The 22,424-nt window shown below is 40.9% G+C and carries 25 protein-coding genes, 1 tRNA gene and 1 other RNA gene; 11 read left to right on the forward strand and 16 right to left on the reverse strand.

Translation table 11 applies throughout. The annotated features are described in order from the left end of the window. Nucleotides 1-643: 643 nt before the first annotated feature. A complete protein-coding gene (locus RMZ41_RS28655) occupies nt 644-1,369 on the reverse strand; it encodes an MBL fold metallo-hydrolase (RefSeq protein WP_322640040.1) in 726 nt (241 codons plus the stop codon). A 175-nt stretch (nt 1,370-1,544) separates the two neighbouring features. On the opposite strand from RMZ41_RS28655, the gene RMZ41_RS28660 reads away from it, so the two are divergent. Next, the gene (locus RMZ41_RS28660) at nt 1,545-3,068 is read left to right on the forward strand and encodes a site-2 protease family protein (protein ID WP_322640193.1); all 1,524 of its coding nucleotides are present in this window, start codon (nt 1,545-1,547) and stop codon (nt 3,066-3,068) included. Between the two features lie 214 nt (nt 3,069-3,282). On the opposite strand, the gene RMZ41_RS28665 is transcribed toward RMZ41_RS28660, so the two are convergent. The 3 genes from RMZ41_RS28665 to RMZ41_RS28675 all read right to left on the reverse strand — a co-directional run bounded on the left by RMZ41_RS28665 (nt 3,283) and on the right by RMZ41_RS28675 (nt 4,849). Continuing rightward, nucleotides 3,283-3,849 (reverse strand): phycobiliprotein lyase, encoded by a 567-nt coding sequence (locus RMZ41_RS28665; RefSeq protein WP_322640039.1) that lies wholly within the window; start codon nt 3,847-3,849, stop codon nt 3,283-3,285. Nucleotides 3,850-3,924: 75 nt separating this feature from the next. Further along, complete coding sequence (locus tag RMZ41_RS28670; RefSeq protein WP_322640038.1) at nt 3,925-4,605, reverse strand: HEAT repeat domain-containing protein; 681 nt, start codon at nt 4,603-4,605, stop codon at nt 3,925-3,927. A 159-nt stretch (nt 4,606-4,764) separates the two neighbouring features. Then, nucleotides 4,765-4,849, reverse strand: a tRNA-Ser gene (locus RMZ41_RS28675). A gap of 609 nt (nt 4,850-5,458) precedes the next feature. On the opposite strand from RMZ41_RS28675, the gene RMZ41_RS28680 reads away from it, so the two are divergent. Continuing rightward, nucleotides 5,459-6,262 carry a prohibitin family protein gene (locus RMZ41_RS28680; RefSeq protein ID WP_322640037.1) on the forward strand — a complete coding sequence of 268 codons (804 nt, stop codon included), beginning with the start codon at nt 5,459-5,461 and terminating at the stop codon, nt 6,260-6,262. A 321-nt stretch (nt 6,263-6,583) separates the two neighbouring features. Here the strand turns inward: RMZ41_RS28680 and RMZ41_RS28685 are convergent, their stop codons facing one another. Together RMZ41_RS28685 and RMZ41_RS28690 are read right to left on the reverse strand one after the other, a co-directional pair. Then, nucleotides 6,584-7,045, reverse strand: coding sequence for a hypothetical protein (locus tag RMZ41_RS28685; RefSeq protein WP_322640036.1), 462 nt, complete (start codon nt 7,043-7,045; stop codon nt 6,584-6,586). A gap of 291 nt (nt 7,046-7,336) precedes the next feature. Then, on the reverse strand, nt 7,337-12,061 hold the full coding sequence (locus tag RMZ41_RS28690; protein ID WP_322640035.1) for a GAF domain-containing protein: 4,725 nt from the start codon (nt 12,059-12,061) through the stop codon (nt 7,337-7,339). Nucleotides 12,062-12,271: 210 nt separating this feature from the next. Between RMZ41_RS28690 and RMZ41_RS28695 the strand changes: the two genes are divergently transcribed. Next, complete coding sequence (locus RMZ41_RS28695) at nt 12,272-12,595, forward strand: YnfA family protein (RefSeq protein ID WP_322640034.1); 324 nt, start codon at nt 12,272-12,274, stop codon at nt 12,593-12,595. Between the two features lie 467 nt (nt 12,596-13,062). Here RMZ41_RS28695 and RMZ41_RS28700 read toward each other — a convergent pair whose 3' ends face one another. From RMZ41_RS28700 to RMZ41_RS28730, 7 genes are all read right to left on the reverse strand, one after another. Beyond that, the gene (locus RMZ41_RS28700; RefSeq protein ID WP_322640033.1) at nt 13,063-13,632 is read right to left on the reverse strand and encodes a hypothetical protein; all 570 of its coding nucleotides are present in this window, start codon (nt 13,630-13,632) and stop codon (nt 13,063-13,065) included. Nucleotides 13,633-13,914: 282 nt separating this feature from the next. Beyond that, nucleotides 13,915-15,012 (reverse strand): D-alanine--D-alanine ligase family protein, encoded by a 1,098-nt coding sequence (locus tag RMZ41_RS28705; RefSeq protein WP_322640032.1) that lies wholly within the window; start codon nt 15,010-15,012, stop codon nt 13,915-13,917. A gap of 178 nt (nt 15,013-15,190) precedes the next feature. Beyond that, nucleotides 15,191-15,604, reverse strand: coding sequence for a preQ(1) synthase (gene queF, locus RMZ41_RS28710; protein ID WP_322640031.1), 414 nt, complete (start codon nt 15,602-15,604; stop codon nt 15,191-15,193). 83 nt (nt 15,605-15,687) lie between these two features. Beyond that, entirely contained in the window at nt 15,688-16,086 is a 399-nt protein-coding gene (locus RMZ41_RS28715; protein ID WP_322640030.1) for a hypothetical protein, read from the reverse strand. 157 nt (nt 16,087-16,243) lie between these two features. Then, nucleotides 16,244-16,630 carry a phasin family protein gene (locus tag RMZ41_RS28720; protein ID WP_322640029.1) on the reverse strand — a complete coding sequence of 129 codons (387 nt, stop codon included), beginning with the start codon at nt 16,628-16,630 and terminating at the stop codon, nt 16,244-16,246. Between the two features lie 25 nt (nt 16,631-16,655). Continuing rightward, nucleotides 16,656-16,752, reverse strand: an RNA gene (gene ffs, locus RMZ41_RS28725) — signal recognition particle sRNA small type. 37 nt (nt 16,753-16,789) lie between these two features. Next, nucleotides 16,790-17,056, reverse strand: coding sequence for a YciI family protein (locus tag RMZ41_RS28730; RefSeq protein WP_322640028.1), 267 nt, complete (start codon nt 17,054-17,056; stop codon nt 16,790-16,792). A gap of 83 nt (nt 17,057-17,139) precedes the next feature. On the opposite strand from RMZ41_RS28730, the gene RMZ41_RS28735 reads away from it, so the two are divergent. The 4 genes from RMZ41_RS28735 (at nt 17,140) to RMZ41_RS28750 (ending at nt 18,182) form a co-directional block, all read left to right on the forward strand. Next, nucleotides 17,140-17,304, forward strand: a complete 165-nt coding sequence (locus RMZ41_RS28735) for a hypothetical protein (protein WP_322640027.1) — start codon at nt 17,140-17,142, stop codon at nt 17,302-17,304. A 12-nt stretch (nt 17,305-17,316) separates the two neighbouring features. Continuing rightward, nucleotides 17,317-17,724, forward strand: a complete 408-nt coding sequence (locus RMZ41_RS28740; RefSeq protein WP_322640192.1) for a hypothetical protein — start codon at nt 17,317-17,319, stop codon at nt 17,722-17,724. Nucleotides 17,725-17,811: 87 nt separating this feature from the next. Continuing rightward, nucleotides 17,812-17,994 carry a DUF6888 family protein gene (locus RMZ41_RS28745; RefSeq protein ID WP_409876137.1) on the forward strand — a complete coding sequence of 61 codons (183 nt, stop codon included), beginning with the start codon at nt 17,812-17,814 and terminating at the stop codon, nt 17,992-17,994. Beyond that, nucleotides 17,991-18,182, forward strand: a complete 192-nt coding sequence (locus RMZ41_RS28750; protein ID WP_322640026.1) for a DUF6887 family protein — start codon at nt 17,991-17,993, stop codon at nt 18,180-18,182. The genes RMZ41_RS28745 and RMZ41_RS28750 overlap by 4 nt, the downstream gene beginning before the upstream one ends. 55 nt (nt 18,183-18,237) lie before the next feature. Here RMZ41_RS28750 and RMZ41_RS28755 read toward each other — a convergent pair whose 3' ends face one another. The 3 genes from RMZ41_RS28755 to RMZ41_RS28765 all read right to left on the reverse strand — a co-directional run bounded on the left by RMZ41_RS28755 (nt 18,238) and on the right by RMZ41_RS28765 (nt 19,621). Next, nucleotides 18,238-18,642 (reverse strand): hypothetical protein, encoded by a 405-nt coding sequence (locus RMZ41_RS28755; RefSeq protein ID WP_322734501.1) that lies wholly within the window; start codon nt 18,640-18,642, stop codon nt 18,238-18,240. Nucleotides 18,643-18,743: 101 nt separating this feature from the next. Beyond that, nucleotides 18,744-19,334 (reverse strand): hypothetical protein, encoded by a 591-nt coding sequence (locus RMZ41_RS28760; RefSeq protein ID WP_322640024.1) that lies wholly within the window; start codon nt 19,332-19,334, stop codon nt 18,744-18,746. Nucleotides 19,335-19,438: 104 nt separating this feature from the next. Next, a complete protein-coding gene (locus RMZ41_RS28765; RefSeq protein WP_322640023.1) occupies nt 19,439-19,621 on the reverse strand; it encodes a hypothetical protein in 183 nt (60 codons plus the stop codon). A gap of 41 nt (nt 19,622-19,662) precedes the next feature. Between RMZ41_RS28765 and RMZ41_RS28770 the strand changes: the two genes are divergently transcribed. The 4 genes from RMZ41_RS28770 (at nt 19,663) to RMZ41_RS28785 (ending at nt 22,312) form a co-directional block, all read left to right on the forward strand. Then, nucleotides 19,663-20,436 (forward strand): hypothetical protein, encoded by a 774-nt coding sequence (locus tag RMZ41_RS28770; RefSeq protein WP_322640022.1) that lies wholly within the window; start codon nt 19,663-19,665, stop codon nt 20,434-20,436. 258 nt (nt 20,437-20,694) lie between these two features. Continuing rightward, nucleotides 20,695-20,973: a hypothetical protein gene (locus RMZ41_RS28775; RefSeq protein ID WP_322640021.1), complete on the forward strand. Its 279-nt coding sequence runs from the start codon at nt 20,695-20,697 to the stop codon at nt 20,971-20,973. Nucleotides 20,974-21,454: 481 nt separating this feature from the next. Continuing rightward, nucleotides 21,455-21,697 (forward strand): regulatory protein SipA, encoded by a 243-nt coding sequence (sipA, locus tag RMZ41_RS28780; RefSeq protein WP_322640020.1) that lies wholly within the window; start codon nt 21,455-21,457, stop codon nt 21,695-21,697. Nucleotides 21,698-21,754: 57 nt separating this feature from the next. Further along, nucleotides 21,755-22,312 carry a peroxiredoxin gene (locus RMZ41_RS28785; RefSeq protein WP_322640019.1) on the forward strand — a complete coding sequence of 186 codons (558 nt, stop codon included), beginning with the start codon at nt 21,755-21,757 and terminating at the stop codon, nt 22,310-22,312. Nucleotides 22,313-22,424 lie beyond the last annotated feature (112 nt).

Here is a 22,424-nt window from a genome sequence, read left to right on the forward strand (position 1 = left end):
ATTTATTTGTATTTGTATTGAGCATTGGGGAATCAAAGATGAGCCTTTGAGCTTCGTGAGCAAGTCTTTGATAAAACTACACACAGTAGGAATAATTCATGAATTATCCCTACCTAAAAACCAGGGTTTTGGTTATTATTTCGAGATTTTACTCATTCTAAATTGAAGCCACTGTTGCGTTAGCTTCCTACTTTTTGATGAAAGTTCAGCGAAGGTCTCAAACCGGAAGCTATAAGAGCCTTGTTTACCGAAGGAAAGCAGAGAGCAAGAGGTAAAAGATAGGAATTATTATCTCTGCCAAAAGAGTTTAGAGTAAGTAAATTTATTTATAAACAAAGATAAAATATTTTTTTCAAGATACGTAGTAAAAGAAAAAATCCATCATTAATTAAATCCCCTAAATTTATTTACGGTGATTTCCCCTGCTCCCTGCTCCCTACCCCCTGCCCCCGCATTTCTCACAAGCTCCAAAGCGTTTGATGATGAGTAATAAGTAATGAGTAAGAAATAAGAAGTAATGAGTAAGTCCTAAAGATATTGAAGTATTCGCTCATAACTCATAACTCATTACTCCTTACTCCTCCATTCGAGGTGTGGTGAGAAATCCGGGTGCCCCCTGCTCCCTGCCTCCCGTCCCCTGTCCCTAAAGTATTTGCAGTAAAGCTGATAAATCTAGAGAAGCAAGCTGTTTATAAGCTTGATCTATAAAACGCTTACCTCTAAGAAAGCCTGTATTCGCTCCCGGACAAATGTATTTGAGAGTTTCAGGTGTAAAACGTTCTAATAAGAACTGAAGACTCTTAATCTGTCGCCGCCAGTGAAAGGTTTTAGCTGTCCGTAATGGTATTGGCTCACCCTTCTGATTAGGAAGTAAATGGCGGCCAGAAAATAATATACCACCAAGCTCACTGTAGTATAGGCAAGATGAGCCGGGAGAATGGCCTGGTGTCCAAATCACTTGTGTTGCAGCATCAAGAGTAAATTCCTGACTAAAGGTAGTTACGGTTACGCCTGGTAATAAATAAGCTTCTTGTTCTTGTATGAGTACCTCGCAGTCAAAGGTTTGCCCAATTTCAGCAGCCTTGCCAATAGCGCCTCGATGGGTAAGAAATAACCAACGCACACCTCCATGCGCGGCTAAAAAATCTTGATTTGTTTGGTCTAAGGCAGGGCAATCTATGAGGATATTGCCTTCATTTCTTACAATAAAATAAGAGGTTCCTCCTAATGTGTCCCGATTGGGTGGAAAAGCAAAAATGCTTTCTGGTGCAAATTCTGATTGCAGAGAACTTTCGCTAGGAACTTCGTCTGTGAATACAGCCCGTGGTGGCTTAGTTATATGATTTGGCTGTTGAGGTAGAGGGCACATAATAAAAGAACCGACTGAGGAGTTGTGGACAATCTAGTTACAGTGGAGAAATTCTCACAAATTCTATAGCACTGTTAACCGTTCGGAAAAATTGGGGTTTAAGGTCTGCCTTGTAGTTAATGCTATGGTGCTAAAGCTACTGGTGGGGCGTTTTGTCAAAATTACTGAAGATAATATGGGATTTTGGTTTTTGTTTCTCCTCCTACTGGGGCTAGCTACTTATCTAATGGTGCAGCAAAGCGTCGCTAATATCACCCGCACGCCAGTATGGTTGTTATGGCTGGTTTTAATGACACCAGCATTGCTATTGAGTGGATGGACGTTGATGTACGGAACTAAACAACCTCCACCACCGGCGCTGTTCATCTCGTCATTATTTGTCTGCACACTGTTGTACTGGATCTTGTTTCAATGGGGAAGGAGAGTACCAACAGATACACAGACCCAAGCCCAAACCCAAGCCTCAGAATCACAGCCGATTATCCAACCCACCACAGAACCAACAGTGCGTCCCATTGAACCAACAGAAGAAACCCAACTGCGAAATTGTTTCCCTTGGTCTGTATACTACGTTCAAAATATTGAGTATCGACCACAAGCTGTAATTTGCCGTGGTCAGTTGCGAACTAAAGCCAGCAACGCTTATCAACAGATTAAGACTAATATTGAAGCACAATTTGGCGATCGCTTCGTGTTGATCTTTCAAGAAGGTTTTAACGGCAAACCTTTCTTTGTGTTAGTTCCTAATGCTCAAGCTGCTAAAGATAAAAATACACCAGGACACAATCAAGAACGTTTAACTCGACCTGGATTAGCACTACTGCTACTATTAGTTACTTTGATAACTACTACCTTGGTGGGAGTGGAAATTGCTGGTGTTTCTCTTCCGCCTCTATGGAAAACTGGCTCTTTGTTAAAAATCCTATCTAACCCAGATGTTCTATTGAAAGGATTACCTTATGCTTTAGGACTGATGACTATTTTGGGAATTCATGAGCTTGGGCATTATTTGACAGCTAAATCCTACAAGATTCGCTCAACCTTGCCTTACTTTATTCCCATACCTTTCTTTTTGGGAACTTTTGGTGCATTTATTCAGATGCGTAGTCCCATTCCCAACCGCAAAGCTTTATTTGACATTAGTATTGCTGGGCCAATTGCAGGCTTTGTTGTCACCTTGCCATTATTAATATGGGGATTGGCTCATTCTGAGGTGGTTCCCCTGATTGAAGAAAAAGCCCGGTTTTTGAATCCTGATGCCCTCAATCCCAAATATTCGATTTTACTAGCGCTTTTGTCAAAATTAGCTTTGGGAAGTCAGTTAACGGCAAAGTCAGCCCTTGATTTGCATCCGGTTGCAGTAGCTGGTTTTCTGGGATTAATTGTCACGGCTTTAAATTTAATGCCTGTGGGACAATTAGATGGAGGTCACATTATCCATGCAATGTTTGGACAACGAACTGCGATCGCTATTGGTCAAATTGCTCGTGTCCTGTTGCTATTACTTTCGTTAATTCGGGAAGAATTTTTGATGTGGGCGATTATCTTATTATTTATGCCTTTGATTGATGAGCCTGCACTCAATGATGTCACGGAATTAGATAACAAACGTGATATCTGGGGATTACTGGCAATGGCTTTGTTGATTGTAATTATTTTGCCATTACCGCAGGCGATCGCCAACTTTTTGCAAATTTAAAAACGCTGATTTTAGAAAAGCCGGGGGTTTTTTGTGCAATGCTCTAGTTTCGGTTTATTTCGATTTAGAGCGATCGGTAAAGTCGAATACAGTTCAGATCGGGTTTTTTGATGACACGCCCGAGATTTTAGAGACGCGATAAATCACCGTCTTTACAATAACCAGTCCTTTGTAGAGACGGCGATTTATCGCGTCTTTTATTTTTTGGGGAATACTAACTAGATACTGAATTAGCCGCCTCAGAAGCCTTCGCAGCAGGTGGAAAACCACCCATACGAATCTCAGAAGTGAAGGAAGTAATACTAAATCCACCAAAACTCTTGAGGACATTTACCCGCATTCGCAAATTGGGGCTAGCAAACCACAGGCGCTCCTCTGACCAGATATTTTCATCTTCTATAGTTAGAATCAATGCACCATCACTGTCAAATTTATAGTGTCCGGCAACTGGAGTTTTCTGGGCATCGAGTATTTCCCGCAGTAACTTGCCTTCTGAGGGATTATCTGCATTAGGTACTGAAACTAACACAGTTGAACCACTGTGTTTTGATTGATCCTTTTCCATTGTGCCATTCCAGTTAATTTTCATAGCACAGGAGGCGGAAGTAGGATTAATTTTGTATTGTTGACATACTTTGATCGCTTCTGGACGATCTACTGCTAGCGTCTCAATGATGATGTCTGACTTGCTATGCTCAGATTCATTAAAAGCCAAATGTTGACTAGTGCGATGAGAAAACCATTTACCAGCACTTAACTGAAAAAACTCTTCAATATTCATGAATGAAATTACCCTGCATCAAAAAGCTAAAATTCCCACTTAATTATTAAAAGGTAGCAGGAGGTTCTAATATTATTAAGCTTGATTGCCTATTTCTTCAAGCTTTTTGAGGCTAATTCTGGCTGCCTCAGCAACGTTGAAATGATTGTCTTTTTCTAAGTATTTTAAAGCTGAGATACTCTTGGGAGTGGGAAGATTTCCCAAAGCTTCTGCCAAACGCTGCCTAACTAACCAATCATCTGATTGGGCGAAGCGCAGAATTTGATCGACGGACTCAATATCTTTAATTTCTCCGAGCGCAGAAATTGCAGCTTGTTGCAACACTACTTCTTTGCTATCCAATGCCTGAAGAAGAACTTGATGGGCACGCGGGTCTTTAATGTTACCGAGAGAAACGGCTGCACTAAAGCGTACTAGCCAATCGGTATCTTCATAAAACGCCCGTGAAAGCACTTCAAAGGCTCTGGGATCGCCTAAATATCCTAAAGCACCCGCGGCATCAGCACGCATACCATAATCGGGGTCATTTACAAGAATTCTGACCAAAATTGAATAACATTCTGGCGTTGGCTTGATTCCAAGGGCAAATATTGCCATCGATCGCAGTTGCAAAGATTCATCGTCTAGTACCTTTTTAATCAAAGGGACTGCATCTTCAGGAGCAACATTTCGCAGATTAGCAAGGGCTACCATGCGATCGCGTAAGTTCGGACTTTCTAACTGAATAGAAATTTCTTCTAAGCTGAGAGTTGTCATGTAGTTTAAAGCGTTTTCTTTACTTATCTTAATTTACCCGATCCGTTCATCAGGCTGTGGCCATAGTGAAGTAGGAGTTTGGCGACTTGACAAAATGGCTCAATTATGGGTGCAAAATAAAAGGGCAAAGCTTTTTAGCCTTGCCCTGATTATATTTAACGGAGAGGGGGGGATTCGAACCCCCGTTGGGTTTCCCCAAAACGCATTTCGAGTGCGTCACCATGAACCACTCGGACACCTCTCCAGGTATTTTCCACACATTTGAGTCTCTGTTCTATATTCAAATGTCGTGAATTAAGGGAAATGTTAGTGCATTGCCTAGACTACTATAACATTACTCTCAATGACGCGATCGCCTCGTCCTGATTTTCACTCCCTCCCTTCAGTAGTCTCTCCTCCAAGAACGACCTCCAATACTTATCGGGTTTTGGGGAAAAGGGGAAGAAAAAGCCTTTAACCCAATCCCAGTAACCTTTTCCCAAACCAAATTCTGAGTTGAAAATGCAAAACCCGAGTAGTATTGGGACGGCCTCTACTTTTTTCGGTGAGGCAAACTTACCTTTTCAAATACTACTGTTTTTCGATATCATTATAGTAATTTAGGTTTACCAAAAGCTATCTAAACCTTTACTATCTCCAATTTTAGGTAGTCAATTACACATTTATGACTTATCTATATCCCTCTACGCTGGCTTATTGATTCACTTGCTACTTATTGGTAATAATAAGTTCTTAACTTGTCTAGAGTGAAATGAAAATTGACTTATAGCCAAACTTATAAGAGCATAACGGCAAGAAGCTTATAACTCCTAAATATGTGTCTCTATGCAAGACGCATACATGTTTCACACAGATGATAAAAAATACAACTTTTAACAGTGCTGGCAAACTAACTGCTCTTTTGTTCTTGATAACTCTCTTCCTTACACCTTGTGTAATTGTCAATGCAGGTGAACGAGGCGTATTGATGAAATTTGGCGAAGTACAAAACCAGATATTAGGAGAAGGACTTCACTTAATTATTCCTGTAGTCAATACTGTAAAAAAGTTAAGTATTCGAGTCCAAAAACAGGAAATTTCGACTGAAGCTTCTTCCAAAGATTTACAAAATGTTTTCACCGATGTAGCTCTAAATTGGCATATTATTCCCCAAGAAGCAAATATCATTTTCCAAGAAATTGGAGATGAACAAGCTGTAGTTATGCGGATTATTAACCCAGCAGTTGAAGAAGTAGTAAAAGCAATAATGGCAAAATATACTGCTGAAGAAATTATTACAAAGCGAGGTGAAGTCAAAGGTGGAGTCGATGATGGATTGTCTACACGACTAAGTAGCTATCACGTTGCAGTGGATGATATTTCTCTAGTTCACGTCCATTTTTCAGAAAGATTTGGTGAGGCGGTAGAGGCGAAGCAGATTGCTGAACAAGAAGCAAAACGAGCAGAGTTTATTGCACTGAAAGCAACAAAAGAGGCTGAAGCAAAAGTTAATTTAGCCAAAGGAGAGGCTGAGGCACACAGATTATTACGTGATGGCTTAACTCCTGAAATCCTGCAAAGGCAAGCAATAGAAAAATGGAATGGCAAGCTACCATTAATTGTAAGCAAGGAGGCTCCAAAATTGTTGAATTTAAGCGAACTTTTAAAATTTGATTAATTCAATAATTTACTCTACAACCAAAAAATGAGATACCCAGCTTCTTTAATGATTCGGGTATCTCTTTATAAGAAGAATTCAGAAGTCAGGATTCAGAAGTCAGGAGTCAGAATTCAGTATGAATTCTGTACGAGTGGGTGACGAATAGAGGTTTTAACCGTACTTCGCCCCGCTACGCGCTTTCGCCCGAAGTTAAGCGAAAAAATTAAAATATTCTCGCCTTAATACTCAATCCATTTATGGCTAGAGTATTCTGAATTCTGAGTTATGAATTCAGAATTCTGGCTCCTGTTTTATTCTGTAGAAATTCGCTCGACTAAATTACCCGTTAGAGAATAAAATGGGAGAATCGAGAATCTTCAACTGAATCAGTAGTATAATCAACAGGGTATACGCTGTTGAAGAAATTAAACCAGTGAATAATTCTTTTTTGAGGTTATGCTCTTGAGGTTCTTTTTGAAAAATATCTTTAGAACCGAATTGCATCAAGAGAATTCCCACAATATTAGAGAGCCAGTATCCGATAATTGAACAAGGCAGAAGTAATTTTGGGGAAAGTAAACTACATGCATACCCAAAACCATAAGCTATTGGCAGATTGAATAGTAGGTCATTCCACCAACATAGTGGTGATAATAAATATCCCAATACCAGAAAAAATCCACCTCTGAGTTTTTTGAAAATGTCTTTTTTAAACTCTTCTGGCGTAGATTGTTTTAAATCCTCTAAGACTGTTTCTCCTGTTACATTCAACTCTTGACTGACATTTTGGACGCTTTCCATAAAGAAACCACTATTCCTATCGGCTTAGTGTATTTTAATATATAAACTAAACCAAAGTCTAGTACAGGAATGATGTAACTTGGGTTTTTAGCTGCTGAAAGTTTTACCAATACATAGTTTCAGCAAAATTAAGGTTTAAAATTATCATATAGCGGTTCCCATTCAAAATTTGGGCAAAATCTTCTTAAGTTGACACCAATGGGCATTGCTATGCCCCTACGAGTGTAGCTCACGTAAACGAGAACTGATTATAATATCACGTATTTACCCGCTACTCATAGAGAATTAATCCTAATTCTTTACTGCTAAAAATTCTTGGACAGATTTGACAAATTCTTTTAACTCTAAAACTAAGTTCTTAGCATCTCTAAGGTCTTGATAGTAAGCTAATTTTTCTAGTTTGTCAGCTACTACATACATAGCTGTGGCTCCAATGTTGGCAGTAGCACCTTTTAGATGATGAGTTTCTTGCACAATTTGCCCAAAGTTATTAGATGCGATCGCAGCAATAATTATATCTAAACGGGGTTTCATATCTTCAATGCATACTTGCAATAGATTTAATTCAAATTCTGGGTCGTTCCCTGATATGCGATGCAAATGTTCCCAATCAATTGCTAAGTCAATTGTGTCGTTATTTGTAATGTAAACTGTCTGTTCGTCAACAACTGGCTCTTGTTTTGAGCGGATCACACCTGTCCAATGCTCTAGAGTTGCAGCCAATTTTTCTTTAAATACTGGTTTACTCAGATAGTCATCCATTCCAGCGTTGAGACACATTTCCTCATCTTCTTTCATCGCATTAGCCGTCATTGCAATAACCACAGGACGACGACGTAAAGCAAAAGCATCTTCTTGCCAACGATGAATTTCTTTTGTGGTTTCTAAACCGTCAAGAACTGGCATTTGGCAATCCATTAGAATCAAATCGTAAGGGATTTTTTCTAATAGCTGCAAGACTTCCTTTCCATTAGCAACGACATCGGCTTTGTAGCCCAAACTTTGGAGTTGCTTTAGAGCGACTTTTTGATTCACCAAATTGTCTTCAGCTAAGAGAATTTTTAACTTGGAATGAGTAGAGGAATTAGGATAAAAAGAAGTAAGAACGCTGGAAGTTTCTGTACTTGAAATTTCTTTAGTAGCCTCTAGCTTTTTTCCTTTAGCCTCTTCTGGTTGCGGCTGAGTTTTTAGAATATTCATGATGGTATCGAGTAGTCGAGAAGATTTAACAGGTTTGACTAAATAAGCAGAAAATCCTATTTTGGCTGCCCGTTGCAATTGGGCGCGTTGATTAATAGAGGTGAGTACAATCAAAGGGATCTGAGCAATTGCAGAATTAGCTTTAATTTGTTCTTCTAAACTCATGCCAGAAGTTTGAGACATTTGCATATCTACCAAGACGACATCATAGGAATTACCCTGCTCAGAAGCTTTTTGAATAGCAATGAGTGCAGCTTCAACACTGTCGGCTCGATCTACCTGCATTCCCCAACCAGTAGCTTGATGATAGATAATTTTGCAATTAGTAGCATTGTTATCCACCACTAATAAGCGGCGATTGTTCAAAAGTTCGCGATCGCTCTTGGTGTTGTCGTTGTCGTAAGATGTCACAGACAAGCCATCATCTTTTGGCAAAACAGGCTGAAGTTGGCGAGCAAAAGGTATCTCAAACCAAAACTTAGATCCTTTTCCTATCTGACTTTCCACGCCAATGACTCCTCCCATCAAAGTCACCAGTTGTTTACAGATGGCTAATCCTAAACCGGTACCACCATACTTGCGAGTAATCGAAGCATCCACTTGGGTAAATGGTGTAAAGAGTTTGCGTTGGTCTTCAGGGCTAATACCTAGACCTGTATCTGTGATGGCAAAATGGATGGTGGCTGTAGTGCAAGGAAGGGATGATTTTGGCAAGGGCGATCGCAACTCTACTTGGACTACAATTTCACCAGCGCTGGTAAACTTGATAGCGTTGCTGATTAGGTTCATCAAAATTTGCCGTAACCTACTAGCATCGCCTTTGAGGTGGTTAGGGACATTGCGATCGATTAGTGCAGCAATTTCTAATCCCTTATTGTAGGCTGATGAAGCCAATAATTCCACCACTTCTTCAACACAAGTGGATAAGTCAAAATCTAGAGTTTCCAGAGCCATTTCTCCAACCTCAAGTTTAGAAAGATCCAAAATCTCGTTGATTAAACTTAAAAGGGCATCTCCACTAGTACGAATTGTTTCAATAAAATCTCGCTGTTCTGCATTTAAGGGAGTATCTAACAGTAAACCAGTCATCCCCAAAACAGCATTCATGGGAGTGCGAATTTCATGACTCATATTTGCCAAAAAAGCACTTTTAGTCTGAGAAGCTAATTCAGCTTGGCGACGGGCAATTTCAAGTTCTTGTCGCTGACGGGTTTCTGCTTTTAAAAGTTGAGCTTGGGCTAAAGCAATACCTACTTGGTCGGCTATTTGCCGCAAGAGATGAGTTTCAAAACTAGACCATTGGTGAGAATCATCACACTGGTGGACTATGAGCAAACCGCGAAGTTCTTCTTTGACCAAAATAGGTACAACAAAGTTGACTTTGACCCCAAACTGTTGGATTAATTTCAGGTCACTTTGTTGGACTTCGAGTAAATCTAACTCAGCCAATCCTAAAATTTTTCCTTGGCGGTATTGCTGTAGATAGTACTGTTGCAGGTATTCTGCTCGCAAGTAAGGGGCGGTGATATTTTGCTCTTTGATTGCTGGTGAGCCAGAAACTACTGCTTCAACAACAGTGGTTGCAGACTCTTCTGGTAAAAGCTGATAAATCAAAACTCTGTCAGTTTGGAGAATCTTTTGGACTTCCTTGACAGTGATTTCGAGAATTTCTTCAATTTGCAAAGATTGGCGAATTTTAAGGGTGATTTCGGTAAAAAGTTGCGATCGCAAGTTTTGGCGTTGTAATTCCTCTTCAGCCCGCTTACGCTGAATAAATTGACCCACTTGCTCACCAATAGAATTCATCGTGTTGATTAAATCTTGGTCAAGAGGTTTAATTTCACGATTGAAGCAGGTAATCACGCCCAGAATGTTGTTACCAGTGCGGATCGGAAAACCAAAAGCTGTGTGTAGCCCTATTCGAGCCGCGATTTTGAAGTGAGGAAAATTCAGATCGTTAACGACATCAGTAAGCCAAACAGCTTCAGAACTAGCCCAGACACGCCCAGGTAGCCCAATTCCTTCTATAAATGTGATTTGCCCCTTCAGTGCTTCAAATTCTTGCGCTTCAAGGGATGGTTGATGCCAGATAGAAAGAAAACGCAGCACATTTGCTTGCTGATCGACCATCCAAATTTCACCTAAATCCCATCCCAAACTCTCGCAAATTCCTTGCACAATTAAGGGTGTAGCCTCGTTGATTGTGGTAGAATCTGCCAAAACACGGGTTACAGCATATTGTGCAGCTAAATGCTTTTGTACTCGTTTGCGATCGGTGATATCAGTGCCAGTGCTAACAATGTATTCTACCGATCCTTCATAGTCTTTTAAGAAGGTATTCGACCAGGCAATTAGTCGTCGGCTACCATCCTTCATTACCCAATGGTTCTCATACTCCAGAAAGCCTCTACCAGTTAGCAATTCCTCAAAAACTGCTTTGACTGACTCCAGTTCTTCAGGAATTAGGAACAAGTTCCAAAAATACCTACCCCTGACTTCATCGAAGGAGTAACCCGTCATTTGCTCACAAGCTTGATTGAAACGAACGATTTGCCCTTGAGAATCGAGAACGATTACCAACGCGCTGGCTGTATCAACAACTGCTGAGATAAAGTTACGTTCTTGATTTAAGGTTTCTTCTGCCCTTTTGCGCTCTGTTACCTCACGGTAGATAAAGTAGTAAACTACAGCAAGAACGATAAAACTTAGGCAAATAGCGATCGCAATTGTCACGGTTGTTTTGCGAGTCCAAGCTTGTGCTACTTGTGAAAGTTCCTGCCGCCGCTCCCTCTCCTCGTTCTCTATCTCATCAATCGCCTTGTGGATATCATCCATGAGATTTTGGCTTTTATTTGTCAGTAATACCTGCAACGCCGCCTCTGCTCCCTTCTTTTGGCGTAAGTCGATAGTCTGATTTAGTTGTGTAAGTTTAGCTGCAATCAAGGATTCAAGCGTTGCAATCTGCTTTTGTTCATTTGCTCGATCTGTAGTTAAATTCTTTAGTTTGGCAATTTCTCGCTCGACGTTGGCAAGTGATGCTTGATAAGGTTTTAGATAAGTTTCTTTTCCAGTGATAATGTAATTACGTTGCCCAGTGTCCGCATCTTTTATTTGAGATAGTAATTCTTCTAAAGTGTTAATTTTTTGATAAGTAATTTTTATGATACTGCGGTTACGAGTAGAGACTGTTGTATTTTGATAAAAAACCACACCAATCAAAACTAAAATTACCGACGCGACACCAAAACCTGCTGCAATTTTTTTGAAAAATTGTTTGCTTACCTTCTGCACGTCTTTGCTTTTCTTGGTAACAAGTACCAAACTTGCTAAATTTCGGCGCAATTCCAGTTGCTTGATGACTTGACGACCTAATGCTCGTAATGCCTCTATCTGATCTGGAGTAAGTTCTCGTGGGATGTAATCAATCACACACAAAGTTCCGAGAGCATATCCTTCAGGGTTAGTCAGAGGTACACCAGCATAAAATCGAATATTTGGGTCAGATGTAACGAGTGGGTTGGTGGCGAACCTTTCGTCATCTGTTGCATCGCGTACAACAAAAACATCAGGCTGTAAAATAGCATGACTACAGAATGCCAAATCTCGATGTGTTTCTGGGGTATCTAAACCGACTCTTGACTTGAACCACTGGCGATTTGTATCAATTAAGCTAATTAAGGCAATAGGAGTCTGACAAATATACGAGGCTAAATGGGTGAGGTCATCAAAGGCAGCTTCAGATGGTGTGTCGAGAATTTTATACTCCAAAAGTGTCTCGATTCTTTGTGCTTCGTTATCAGGTAATGGTGCTTTCATCCTTAAGCCTTATTTACATTCTCGGGGCTGGGGAAGAAGCAGAGGGGCTGGGTGACTGGGGAGGCACTAAGGAAGGAAATAACCAATTCCCATTCCCAATTCCCATTCCCAATTCCCAATTCAACAAACTTACTTTAATTAATGACAATACTTTAGTTAAAAGCGTTAGCGTAATTTTACTGAGTTCGACCTGATGAGCAAATCAGTCAAATGATTAAGTCTCTGCTGTATTTTTTGTGGGCTAGTTTATTTGAAATTGGGGGCGGCTACCTAATCTGGTTGTGGTTGCGAGAAGGTAAGCCGTTCTGGTGGGGCATATTGGGGGGAATTGCTTTAGCTTTCTATGGGGTGATTGCAACTTTTCAATCGGCAAATTTTGGCAGAGTTTATGCGGCTTACGGCGGTGTATTTATCGCAATCGCAATGCTTTGGAGTTGGAAGGTAGACGGGGTAACTCCAGACCGCTACGACCTCATAGGAGCATGTTTAGCTTTAGTAAGTGTTCTCATTATCATGTTTGCCCCCAGAACTTAAGTAAAAATTTTTCATTTTCCTTGTGGTCTGGAGAAAGGGTAAGGGGTAAAGGGTAAAGGATGTATTCAAAACCTCTCCCCTTTCCCCTTTACCCTTTCCCCTTTCCCCTTTACCGAACCTTATTGACATTGCAGGTAGATTTAACATCAAACAATAATTAATAAAAGCCTGAAACAACCTATTTTCGTAAATGCATACCATCATTAATTTGTACAGTGTGTAAGTCCTGGATTTATTTCTTGGAAAGCCCTAGTAGTCTGCCAACCCAAAAATGCTAAGTGAGGGCTGGGGAAAGGGGAAAGGGAAAAGGGTAAGGGATTTAAACCCTTTCCCCCTTCGCCCTTACCCTTTACCCCGCCAAGTTCCCTTGGCAGACTACTAGACATAGATATTAAAAAAGGCACAGTATAACCGTGCCCTAATTTGCAAAAAGTATTATTTTGAAAGGTTTTTGCTTTACAAAAAATTTAATACTGGCGTAAAATCGCAGACAATGAACTATCTTTACGAAGATCCATCAAGTCTGCCAAAGATTCTGTGCGCGTATCCAAGTGGTGCTTATGTTCTGCTGGCAGAACCGTCACCAAATGTTTTGCTTTAGGTTGCATCTGCATTATCGGCATCAATTGAGCCTGTGGCACAAAAATTGGCTGGTTCTTGGGAAGGCGTGGTTCCAATTTTTGATACTGGCTTTGTGCCAAGCGTGCCTGATGGCGATTAACCTGTTTTTGGATTTTTTGTGGTTGCGTTTTCCGGTTAAGTATTTTGAAAACGAGCAAAGAACCACTACCACAACTGAGGGCGATCGCAGCTACCATCCATAAAGGTACAGGATTACTATTCTCAGAGGGCAGACTAATCGGTTCTTCAATAATAACTGGGATTGTTTCTGGTTCTTCTTGTGCTACCTGTCCAGCATTACCTAAGCTATACAGGGCAAAAGCACCACCTCCTAAAAACATGGCTAAACACCCGGTTAATAATAGCCAAGGATGATGTGCAACCAGATATATCAGAACATTCGAGCTTTGTTTCAATCTCGATTTCCTGTTTGTCAGCTGTGGAGTAGCCCTTCTGAGTCGGGTTGGCTCGCGCTGTACACTCTGAGTTTTTTTCATGATTACTTTCAGATTTGTACCCCTCTAGTCAATAAATTGTACTGGAGGAGTCAAGCATCAGGTATCCGTAACAAAATTTCAGATTTCAGTAGCTTTTTTGTAAAACCTAAGCTACCAAATCTGGCTAACTTTTGCCAAATTTGTGTATTTATTGTGACTTATTGCCCTAATAATCTGAAATTACTTCACTTATTTTCTGCCTTAATTAGGAGAATATCTTTCTAGAGCAAGTTGAATTAATTGATCGACTAACTCAGGAAAAGAGACTCCACTATGGGCCCAGAGTTGAGGATACATACTCGTTGCAGTAAAGCCTGGTAAGGTATTGATTTCGTTAATAAAAACTTCTTGTGTGGCTTCGACATAGAAGAAATCTACCCTTGCTAAACCCGCAGCATCAACAGCTGTAAAGGCTTGCAAAGCCATGTCCTGAATTTGACGGGCGATCGCATCTGGAATCGATGCTGGGATCAGTAAATCTGCCCGACCCTCTGTATACTTAGTTTCATAGTCATAAAAATCGCTATCATAACTAATCTCTCCAACGACAGAGGCTTTTGGTTGATCGTTTCCTAAAACGGCACACTCAACTTCTCTGGCAACGACACCAGCTTCTACAACCAGCCTTCGATCGTAACTGGCGGCACTATCTAAAGCAGCTTCTAATTCTTGGCGCGATCGCACTTTGGCAATACCCACTGATGAACCCAAATTAGCCGGCTTGACAAAAGCAGGATAACCTAATGTTGCTTCAATGTCATCACACAATTTCGGAAATACACAAGGATTAGACCAAACTTGCGTTCTAGTTATCGCCTTATATTTTACCTGTGGTAGTCCCGCTTGCTCAAAAGCAATTTTCATCGCAATTTTATCCATCCCCATCGCCGAACCTAACACCCCGGAACCAACAAAGGGGACTTGCATCAAAGTTAGCAACCCTTGAATTGTCCCGTCTTCACCGTTGGGCCCGTGGAGAATGGGAAACCAAACATCCACTTGGGCAACTTGGGAGGGAGATTGCCATTTGCTGAGGGTTTGGGCTTGAGGATTGGATATCAGATTTCCCTCAGAAGTTGATTCAGCTTCCAGAAGCGGACTACCAGTTTCTAAAACCTTTTGGGGTGCTTCTCCCGCTAACCAGCGTCCATCTTTTTGGATGTAAAAAGGGAGTATTTCGTACTTATTAGCATTTTCCTCTGCACTTAAGGCTTTAGCGATCGCCCGTGCTGATTTAATTGAAACTTCATGTTCTCCCGAACGACCGCCAAACAGTAACCCCACGCGCAGCTTAGTCATTTTCGGTTCCTCGACACTTCTCAAGGAGATAGCGTATCATAACCTACAAAAGTTGCCATGTTTTTCTATATTATTTTTTTTGGCTATTCAAATCCTGACTAGAAAAACTCGCGATCGCATATAACCCACGGAGGTGGGTTTTGCCTGTTTAGTCGCGGTTTGTAATCGCCCTTTGAAGCTACTTCTGATGCCGGACTTCAACTACAGTATGTACATTACCGCGAGGCGTGAAATCTGCTTTAACACTCACTTCTAACGGATCGCAAGCAGCTACAAAATCATCCAAAATTTGATTAGCAGATTCTTCGTGGGAAATATAGCGATCGCGGTAACTGTTAATGTAAAGCTTTAGCGCCTTTAATTCCACTACCCGTTCGTCAGGAATATAGGTAACGTAAATTGTCGCAAAGTCAGGATAACCAGAAAACGGACATTTACAAGTAAATTCCGGCAAAGTAATATTAATGTCATATCGTCTGCCGACACGCGGATTCGGAAAGGTAATTAATTTGCCTTCCGCAATTTCGCGTTCGCCATACTTCATTTCTTGGCTTGTCGGGGATAAACTTTCAGCTAATTTGTCAGTTGTCATGTGTCATTTGTCATTGGTTATTGTACTTATCTTTACATCCTTTTAATAATTTTATTCCCCATTCCCCATTCCCCGTTCCCCACTCAATACTCTTCCTTTTCCCAGTCTGGACAATTCTCGTCTTCACAACCGTGGGGATGCATAGCACAAACTAATAAATTACCACCATAAACTTGACCGTGATAGTGAGTACAACCGATACAGGCAGGATTTTTCTCAGATGTAGGTTCAACTGAATAAGGAAAACCTGGATCTACATCTGCCACCATGTCTTCCAGTTCCCAGTAAGCCTCAAACATTGGTTCAGCCAAATCCTGTAAATACTGATCGACTTCAGTAACAATGTTAGGGACTTGCTCAGTAATTTCTTCCGTTAGCTCAAAAAAAGCGTCTACCATTTCACTCATTCCCAGGAAGAAACGCTCTACTTCATCAGCCACTGTCTCAACAATTTCTACTAAATCTTTTTGCCACTGTTCCATATAACTTGACACCTTTGCAGGCTATAAACAGGACGCTTTGTGTTATCTGGGTGAAAGCACTATAATACACACTAGGCAATGTATCTTATCAAGTTTCTATAGGAAGTGCCATGTCAAAGTGCCACTTATTCTGATTATCTCAATCAAAAAATACTTTTTATTGATCGCGTTGCAATCGTTTTAACTCGTTTTGCAAGTCTATAACTTCTTGGCGCAATTTATCCACATTCTCACCAGTTTCTCCCTCTTTCACCGTTGGTTCTTCGTCTTCCTCTAAAATCTCAATGCGGCGAGGTTCAGAAGGGGGTGTTTTTTCGGAAGTTTCGGTAGATGCTTGGGCTTGTTGGGCTTGCTTCATCATATCTTCAACGAAGCGGCGGGCTTCTTCTGTATTCATTTCGCCCTTTGCGACCATTTCATCTGCCAGTTTTTGGACTTGCAATCGCACTTGGGCTAATTTTCCCCCTGCTTTCTCACCTGCGTAAGAAGCTAATCCAACACCGAGGTAAAAAGCTTTTTGAACAATATCTCCAAAACCAGCCATTGTCGCTGACCGCTCCTAAAAATAGGGCGACCCGGAGACTACGCCTATCACAAGCCTCCCGTGTTGCTGCTACCTTCCGGTTCTGACAAGATTTGGGTGTTGCAATCGCATAGATCCAGGTCTTCTAAAAGAATAACATAAAAAATCAGTAAGGGGGTGTTATTCCATAACAATTCGCCATTCGTAAAGCTGATAGTTGACGCAACCGTGTTTTACCAAGGGATCATCAGTGACAATTGCTTCTGCTTCCTCCTTTGATGCTGCCTCAAACAGCAACATCCCGCCTCTTTGCTCTGCCCAATAGCCTGTTCGCGCTTTGTGTCCTTTCCCAATCAAGTCCTGGATGTAGGCTTTATGAGCAGGTACATATTGGTCAAAGGTAGGTTTATCAACTTTGCCCTCTTCAATTTTTACAAACCACGGCATCTGCTTGCATCCTCATATTTTTGGATTTTGGATTGGGAATAATATCAAGTTCAAATTAATTATAGTAAGGTGGAATCGTTGCAGTGCATCTATCCGAGTCCCATGCCGAAACAGATTACTATACCTACACTAGCCATTTAAGCGAAGAATTGTTGGTTATCTTCAAGCAACAGAAGCGTGAGTCACTCAATGCGGAAAAAGCAGCAGCCCATCCGGTTAAACTGATAAGGAAGAAAATAGCAGATTAGGCAGTGAATAATATAGTGCGGTTAGTTTTGACAGCAATATTGCTGGTGCTAGTTACAGCTTGTGGCAGTATTGGACTGCTACCGACTAGCGACTTAGTGCAAAAAGCGATCGCACTTGGGCTAGAGCAAACTCAACAAAAACTGAGCCAGCAGTTGGATTTAGATTTTCAAGGATTTGAAATTAAGCGGCTATCAATTACCCAAGAACAACCCCTAACCATTGGAAATTTACCAGCTTTCCGCGTTCAGGGAACCTACGATTTAATTTTGAAGCTACCAAAACGGAGTTTGACACAACCAAAACAACCCTTTGATGTTTACCTGCAAATTCAGCAAGAAGGTAAAACTTGGCGATCGCTAATTCCAGAAAAAGGTAGTAAAGATACTCAATCAATTTGGCGTAGCTATCTCATCCAATAGAGACGGGGAACAGTAAAGATGCAACCTTTGTCTATTGTCTGCTGCCTAAAAAAGTGTGATCGCGACTCGCACGCGATTAAATATGAGGTGAAATTGGAGCCAACACCAGAACAATTACGAAGCTTTTACCGGATGTCGGTGAGGATGAGCAATTTACTTCGGCCAATTAACTTAGTGCGGATGGACGAAAGGACAAAGCGTATAGTCATGCTGGTCGGAGACACAATAGAAATAGAAATTTATCCTAACGGGGAGGTCGTTACCAAATGATACAGCCCAATTTTGCGGATATGTCTGATACCGAGTTACGAGCTTACGTGTTGCAAAATCCTAACAACACTGAAGCGTTTCACGCATACGTTGATCGCTTGCACGTAGCGAATCCAAATCCACAACTAATGTCAATTGAAGAAGCCGAGGCTGAATTAGAGAGGAGGGTTAACCAAGGTCAAAAATAGCAGCAGAAAAAGGAAAGAATAATTTTTCTTTCCTCCCTCTGCAATTCATCTAGAACTACCAGCCACGAGCCTTAATAGCTTGGCAGTAATACTTCAGTGCTGTGCTACCAGGATTATCCCCACGATTAGGAATTTCCCGATCTTCCTTTTCCTCGGTTATTTTCTTGCCGCTATTAATGTTGTAGACTCTGTGTCCAACTGCCCATATCCTGGCATCAGAACACGAAGGACGAAGTATGTACTCATACATAAAGAGGTTATTTTTGATCTGGTAAATCTTGATAACGCTTCCAAATTTTTTATCTTTCTCGCCCATTGTGGTGGTGTCCAACAAAAACGGGTCGCCGAAAGTATCCAGTCCAACATTGAAGTACTTTTCAGCACCTCTCACGGCTGTAGGCAAACTCAAAACAATAATAGCGCTAGCAACTGCACAAAATCTTTTCACTAACATAGTCAATACTGAGTTAAAAATATAATCCCAGTTTTAACTCTTTTACTTAAAACAGTGTTCTGATAAAGGTACTGAAAAGTAATGAAGATTGCGCGAAAGCCGTCTGCTTATGTACAGCGACCTCTCATTTCGCCGTAATACCGTTCAACATCAGAACGGTTTAACGCTTTATTACCTTCACGCTTGAGTATGTCTTGTCCTGCTTGCTTGTAGCAATCACCAGAGTCACTGGTTGAGTTGCTAGACAAAGCCCCTATAGCAGTGCATCCGGCAAACAAGAAAATTAAGAAGCCCCAAAATACCAAGTTAAACTCTATTTCTCTTTTCCGAGCCTCTTTCTTGAGATGCCCAGATGCTTCTACACTCATTGCTGGACTAAAATCAGGTATTTTTGGGGTTTCTGTACTAGTTAAGCTAAATCTTTCGCTCCAGAATACTGGACTAGCAACTGAAGGACGCGCATATATCTTGACGTGGTTAATAGATTCATGAGCTAACGACATTAAACTGGAGCGAATAGTGCTGACTAGCAACTCTTGGTTCGGCACTTCCGACGATTCCAGAATAACTTGCAAGCGGTCATCTTTTTTGGTGACTTTAGCAATAATACGTTTTCCTTTTAAGGAGTTATTTATCAGTGCCGCGATCGCATTTGCATCACCTTGTTTTGCAAGAGCTAGTATTCTTTGTGAGTCCATTTAACTATTTCTTCGACAGCCTGTACTTATACAGCCCAAAAACCAACCACACCTAACCACAAAAGTGAAAAATTTTCATATTCCACTGACAACCATGAACACCATCAACCTACCCAACCACTGGACACTGCCAAAATACGCCTTTGGCGACAGAGTAAAGCAGTTGCTACCTTCCCCAAAAGGGTAGCAAAGATAATTAACCTAATTGGTGTAGCTACTTCATTGAAAAACTGGTATGTGCAAATAGAAAAACCATCACAACCATCTACGTATAACTGCTGCGTCATAGTCATGATCGAGATGATGGTTTCATCGGAGACAGGGCAAAATGTATATTAACTTTTTTATCAGTTCTATCATTGGAATTGTGGTTGTGGTATTAACAGCTTTTAGCTTACTGCAATGGTTACACATCCCTGCTGGTAATTTTCTGGATTGGGTGATTGGTGGTGCAAGTTTTTGGTGGCTGTTGGTAATTGTTACCGTACCGTGGAATGTCCATTTTCAAGCGAAAGAAGTCTTAGCAGAAGCAGCACAATCAACTGAGAAAGGAATTCCAGTTGATGAGAAGCAAGTGAAGTATGTCACATTGTTGGCGAAGCGATCGCTCTGGGTAGCCCTGGCTTTACACTTCTTCTCAGCAGTTGGTCTTTATACCCTGGCTGCCACTGGTATTAGTACGGTGGGATATATAAGTTCTGGTGCAGCTTTGTTATTAACGATTCTGCGTCCAGCGATTCGAGCTTATGAGTATTTATACGCTAGGTTAGCGATGATTCGCCAAGAATGGAAGTATCCGCGTGAAGATATTGTTGAACTGCGCGATCGCTTCTCAATATTGGAGCAAAAAATCCAATCATTGGAAGATCAACTCAACCCTGAACAACCTTATTCTTTATCCGCAACTCAACAACGCTTTGCTGAAGAGACTCGCAGAGATTTAGCCCGGATTGCGGCAAATTTTGAGGAATTACGGGCGACAAATCAAACTGAACATGAGCGCTTGGCAAGAGAAGCCCGAACTGCGATCGCACAGCTTTCCACCGACGGGCAATTTCTCGATCATGTCCGCGAAATTATTCGATTTTTTAAGACTGCTTAATTATTACTCTCATCGCTAACCGAATTTTAAATTTTGGATCGTGGTATTTAATATTCATCATCCAAAATTTAAAAAGTTTCTCTAAAGATAGTTAACAAGACTTTACAAACAAAAAGAGAAGTTTGATATGACAGAAATAGCAACAAGCTCGTATATAAATACACTAGTAATTGCTAGTCTAATAGAGAAAACTAAATATGTTATAACGTTGTACGGATGATATTTGGTGAAGCTCACATAACTTCAGGAGTACTCACAGTGAATCAGATACAACTGACTTTAACTATTGCTTACTTGTTAATGACATGCTATTTTTTAAGCAACTGGTTAATATTTTCCGTGCGTCATCCTGCTTCCACTCCAGAAGATAAATTTTTATCAGTTGTGATGTTTTTGGTAACAACTATTTTCTGGCCTGTGATGATTCCGATGTCTTGTTTAGAAATGGTTCAAAAAAAGCAAATAGACTTTAATAAAATAGTTCCTGTTCTCTTAGCAATATTTATATTTAGTATTTTATATTATTTGACTGAATAATTCATAATTGCTCGTCGCCAATTGCAATTATAGCGATCGCTGTTCTACTAGATGCTCCCCCATCGCTTCTATAGTTAAAACTTAGAGTGCATAACATAATTTTTATGAATTATAGCAGAAGCGACGGGGTGAACCTGCAATGTTCGTATACTCTCTAGTTGATTATTCAACATGAGAAATGAACAATGCTTCAATTGTTCAACCAGAGTAGCACCCATGATTTTTATCCCCTCAACCCTTGCAATTTTACCTGTTTTAGGGAATGAAACAGCCCTGAGAGAGCAGGGGGGCAAGGAGGACAAGGGGGAATTATTGAATAAGTTTCTCCCTTGTCTTTGCTCTCTTCCTTGTCTACCTTGTCTCTTCTTCATGCCCAATTCCCAATTCCCAATTCCCCATTCCCAATGCCTAATTCCCAATTTACTAGACTTTCAAGATAGTTATAAGTTATGAGTTAATCAAAACTTCTAGCTTAATTAAAATGTCTCAAGAATTCACAATTGGTAGTAAAGTGCGGGTTGTAGCACTACCATCCTACGTCAAAACTGCTGATCCTATGCCTATGCTGCGCCCCCCTGATGTCATTCACATTGGTGAAGAGGGTATAGTCATTGACCGCCGTCCCGGTGGATATTGGGGTATTCGCTTCACTAGGGGATTCTTTCTCCTAGATAGCCAATACATCGAAAGCACAGAGAAACCTCCCGAATCTTACTTAGAATGAGATTTGCTGCAACCAAGAATTGTAAACTTGTGTAAAGTTGTGATTTTGGTTTGCATCATGATTTCCCGCCGCACTTTCTTAAATATATTATTTGCCAGCTGTCTTTCTGTCATCAGCTGGCTGAACTTTACCCCTGTTGCTGATGCTCTGGGTGGTAAACTTCCTGCAATTAATCAACCCGCACCAGAGTTTACTTTGCCAACTAACACAGGTGATGGCAAAATTTCCCTCTCTGACTTGCGGGGTAAGTGGCTAGTCCTCTACTTTTATCCTAAAGATTTCACCTCTGGTTGTACTATAGAGGCTCGTCGTTTTCAGCAAGATTTACCCCAGTACCTCGATAAAAATACCCAAATTATTGGCGTAAGCGCTGATGATATTGATTCTCACGCCAAATTTTGTGATTCAGAGGGATTAAAATTCCCGCTTTTAGCTGACACTGATGGTTCAGTGAGTAAAGCTTACGGTTCGTGGCTCGGCTACTTATCAATGCGCCACAGTTTTATTATCGATCCTCAAGGCGTATTGCGCGAAACTTTTGTCAAAGTTAATCCAACAGTTCATAGTTCAGAAGTGTTGGCAAGATTAGAAAAGTTACAGTCTACAAATTCTTAGAATTGAACCACATCGATCGTAAGGGCACAGCGTATTGTAGTGGACTGACACAGCTAAAATAGTGCAATAGATATGCCAAGGTGAGGACTCGAAAGTGGGAAGAGGTCGCCGA

Origin of the sequence: Nostoc sp. DedVER02 (assembly GCF_034530675.2) — a bacterium.
Taxonomy (GTDB): domain Bacteria; phylum Cyanobacteriota; class Cyanobacteriia; order Cyanobacteriales; family Nostocaceae; genus Nostoc.